2 protein-coding genes and 1 pseudogene are annotated in these 3,033 nt (G+C 65.7%); all 3 read left to right on the forward strand.

The features are described 5' to 3' along the window. Window positions 1-239 precede the first annotated feature (239 nt). The gene (locus VIR09_RS23780; RefSeq protein ID WP_332015082.1) at window positions 240-1,817 is read left to right on the forward strand and encodes an ABC transporter substrate-binding protein; all 1,578 of its coding nucleotides are present in this window, start codon (window positions 240-242) and stop codon (window positions 1,815-1,817) included. 62 nt (window positions 1,818-1,879) lie between these two features. Further along, on the forward strand, window positions 1,880-2,872 hold the full coding sequence (locus tag VIR09_RS23785) for an ABC transporter permease (protein WP_332015083.1): 993 nt from the start codon (window positions 1,880-1,882) through the stop codon (window positions 2,870-2,872). After that, window positions 2,862-3,033, forward strand: a pseudogene (locus VIR09_RS23790) (ABC transporter permease); the annotation flags it as partial. The gene VIR09_RS23785 and the pseudogene VIR09_RS23790, both read left to right, overlap by 11 nt.

The raw sequence follows: 3,033 nt of genomic DNA on the forward strand, positions 1-3,033 counted from the left end.
ATCGTGGCGGGCGCCGCGCTGGCGGGCTACCTGCCCAGCCTGCCGCGCCTGCCGGCCGTGCCCATTATCGATTCGTACCGCGCCGCCCTGGCCCAGGCGCTGGCGCTGGCGTCCCTGGAGCGCGCGCAGCGCCTGTCGCTCATCCGCCCGGGCGCGCATTCCTAGTCTCTTTGCCTTACCCACCGCGCCGGGCACGACCCCGGCGAGTTCAGACCGATACACAAGGGAGAGTTGCAGCCATGAAGACTTTGCTCAAGTGGACCGCGGGCGCCATGATCGCGCTGTCGGCCATGACGGGGGCCAGCGCCGCCAACACGCTGAAGTGGGGCGCGGCCCGGGACCTGGATTCGCTGGATCCGTATTCCTACGGCAGCACCTTCAACCTGGCGTTCCTGAACCATGTGTATGAAGCGCTGATCCGTTATGACGACAAGTTCAACATCACGCCCGCGTTGGCGGAATCGTGGGAGACCCCGTCGCCCACGGTGCTGCGCTTTCATCTGCGCAAGGGCGTGAAGTTCCATAACGGCGCGCCGTTCTCGGCGGACGACGTGGTGGCGTCGATGACCCGGGTCTCGGACGAAGCCTCGCCCTTGAAGGGCAACCTGCCGGCCTTCAAGGCGGTACGCAAGGTGGACGACTACACGGTCGACATCGAAATGACGCATCCGTATCCGCTGATGCTCAATGATCTGACCAACATCTTCATCTTCAACCGCCAATGGTTGGTGGACAACAACAGCCTGAAGCCCACCGACGCCGCCAAGAAGATCGAAGGCTACGCCACCCACAACGCCAACGGCACGGGTCCCTTCAAGGTGGAGTCGTACCGCCCGGACACGCGCACCGTGCTGGTGGTCAACCCAGGCTGGTGGGACAAGCCGCGCCACAATCTGGATCGCATCGAATTCACGCCGATCGCCTCCGCGCCCACCCGGGTGGCGGCGCTGCTGTCGGGTGACATCAACTTCACCGAGAACGCGCCGCTGCAGGATCTGGACCGCTTGCGTGCGGCGTCCAACGTCAAGGTGCTGGCTTCGACCGAGCTGCGCACCCTGTACTTCGGCTTCAACCTGGGCGACAAGCTGGTCGGCTCCAACGTCACCGACAAGAATCCGCTGAAGGACCTGAAAGTGCGCCAGGCGCTGTACATGGCGCTGTCGCCGGATCTGATCCAGAAGCGCGTGATGCGCGGCCTGTCGCGCACCACCGGCGCGCTGGTGGCGCCGTCCATCCCGGGCTACGAGCCCAAGCAGGAAGAGCGTCTGCCGTTCGACGCCGCACGCGCCAAGAAGCTGTTGGCCGAGGCCGGCTATCCGGACGGATTCACGGTGTCGCTGCTGTGCTCGAACGACATGTTCGTCAATGAGGAGGAGATCTGCCAGGCCGCCGCCTCCATGTGGGCGCGCATCGGCGTGAAGGCCTCGCTGGCCAGCGGCCCGCGCTCCTTGCAGAACCCCAAGCGCTCGCGCGGCGAGTTCGACATCACCATCCACGGCTGGGCCAACGAGCCGCAGATCGACGCGCTGTCCATCCTGCTGCAGGTGATGCACAGCCGCAGCGGCCCGGCCGGCGTCTTCAACTGGGGCCAGTGGGGCGATCCGGCGCTGGACGCCAGGATCGACGCGGCGGCGGCCGAAATGGACCGCCCCAAGCGGGTACAGATGATGGCCGACGTGCTGCAGACGCTGCATGACGACGTGCGCTTCCTGCCGCTGCACCAGCAGCCGATGGCCTGGGCCGTGGGCAAGAACGTGGGCGAGGTGCTGCAGATGCCGGACAACAAGGCGCGCCTGTGGACCGTGCGCATGCAGTGAGGCCGCGGACCGCCGTCCGCCGGCGGTCCTGGGAATGACAGAGGTCTGAAGGGGAGCCGCATATGCTGGCGTTCATAGTAAGAAGGGTCTTCAACGCGGTCGGCGTCATGCTGGCGGTGGCGCTGCTGGCCTTCGTGATTTTCCGGTTCGTCGGCGACCCCGTCGACATGATGCTCAACGAGCAGGCCTCGCAGACGCAGCGCGACGAATTGCGCGAACGCCTGGGCCTGAATGCTTCGGTGGGCATGCAGTTCGTGCACTTCGTCACTAACGCGGCGCAGGGCGAGTTCGGCATTTCCTACCGCAACCAGCAGGACGTGTTCGCGCTGGTGGCCGAGCGCTTTCCGGCCACGTTCGAGCTGGTCCTGATGGCGACCTTGCTGTCGCTGGTCATCGGCGTGCCGCTGGGCGTGCTGACCGCGATCTACCGCAAGTCGCGCCTGGCGCAGGCTCTACAGTTCGTTTCCATCCTGGGCATCTCGCTGCCCAGCTTCGTGGTGGGGATCATGCTGATCCTGATCTTCTCGGTGCAGCTGGGCTGGCTGCCGGGCTTTGGCCGCGGCGACACGGTGAAGATAGGCTGGTGGTCCACCGGGCTGCTTACCCCCTCGGGCCGCGCGGCACTGGTGCTGCCGTCCATCACGCTGGCGCTGTTCCAGATCACGCTGATCATGAGGCTGGTGCGGGCGGAGATGCTGGAAACGCTGCGAACCGAATTCATCAAGTTCGCCCGCGCCCGCGGCCTGCCCGACCGCGTGGTGCACTTCCGGCTGGCGCTGCGCAATTGCCTGATGCCCGTCATCACCGTGACCGGCATGCAGATCGGCAACCTGATCGCCTTCGCGCTGATCACGGAAACCGTGTTCCAGTGGCCGGGCATGGGCTTGCTGTTCATTCAATCGGTCATGTTCGTGGACATTCCGGTCATGGCCGCCTACCTGGTGATCGTGTCCTTCATCTTCGTGGCGCTGAACACGCTGGTGGACATGATGTACGGCGTGGTCGATCCGCGCCTGCGCAGCCAGCACGTCAAGGGAGGCGCCAATGCTCACTAAACCTTTCGCCGGCTCTGGCCAGGGGCGGCTCGCCCGATTTCTGCGGAGCGATCTGTGGTGGAGCCTGCGGCAGGACTACGTGGCCATGGGGGCGGGCATTGTGCTGCTGGCGGTGGTGGTGCTGGCGGTGTTCGCGCCCTGGATCGCGCCGCAGAACCCCT

Source organism: Achromobacter sp. (genome assembly GCF_036567245.1).
GTDB lineage: Bacteria > Pseudomonadota > Gammaproteobacteria > Burkholderiales > Burkholderiaceae_B > Achromobacter.

Bases quoted from the DNA above. Each gene is read 5' to 3' on its own strand.
- VIR09_RS23780 (WP_332015082.1), top strand. From the start codon at position 240: ATGAAGACTTTGCTCAAGTGGACCGCGGGCGCCATGATCGCGCTGTCG.
- VIR09_RS23785 (WP_332015083.1), top strand. From the start codon at position 1,880: ATGCTGGCGTTCATAGTAAGAAGGGTCTTCAACGCGGTCGGCGTCATG.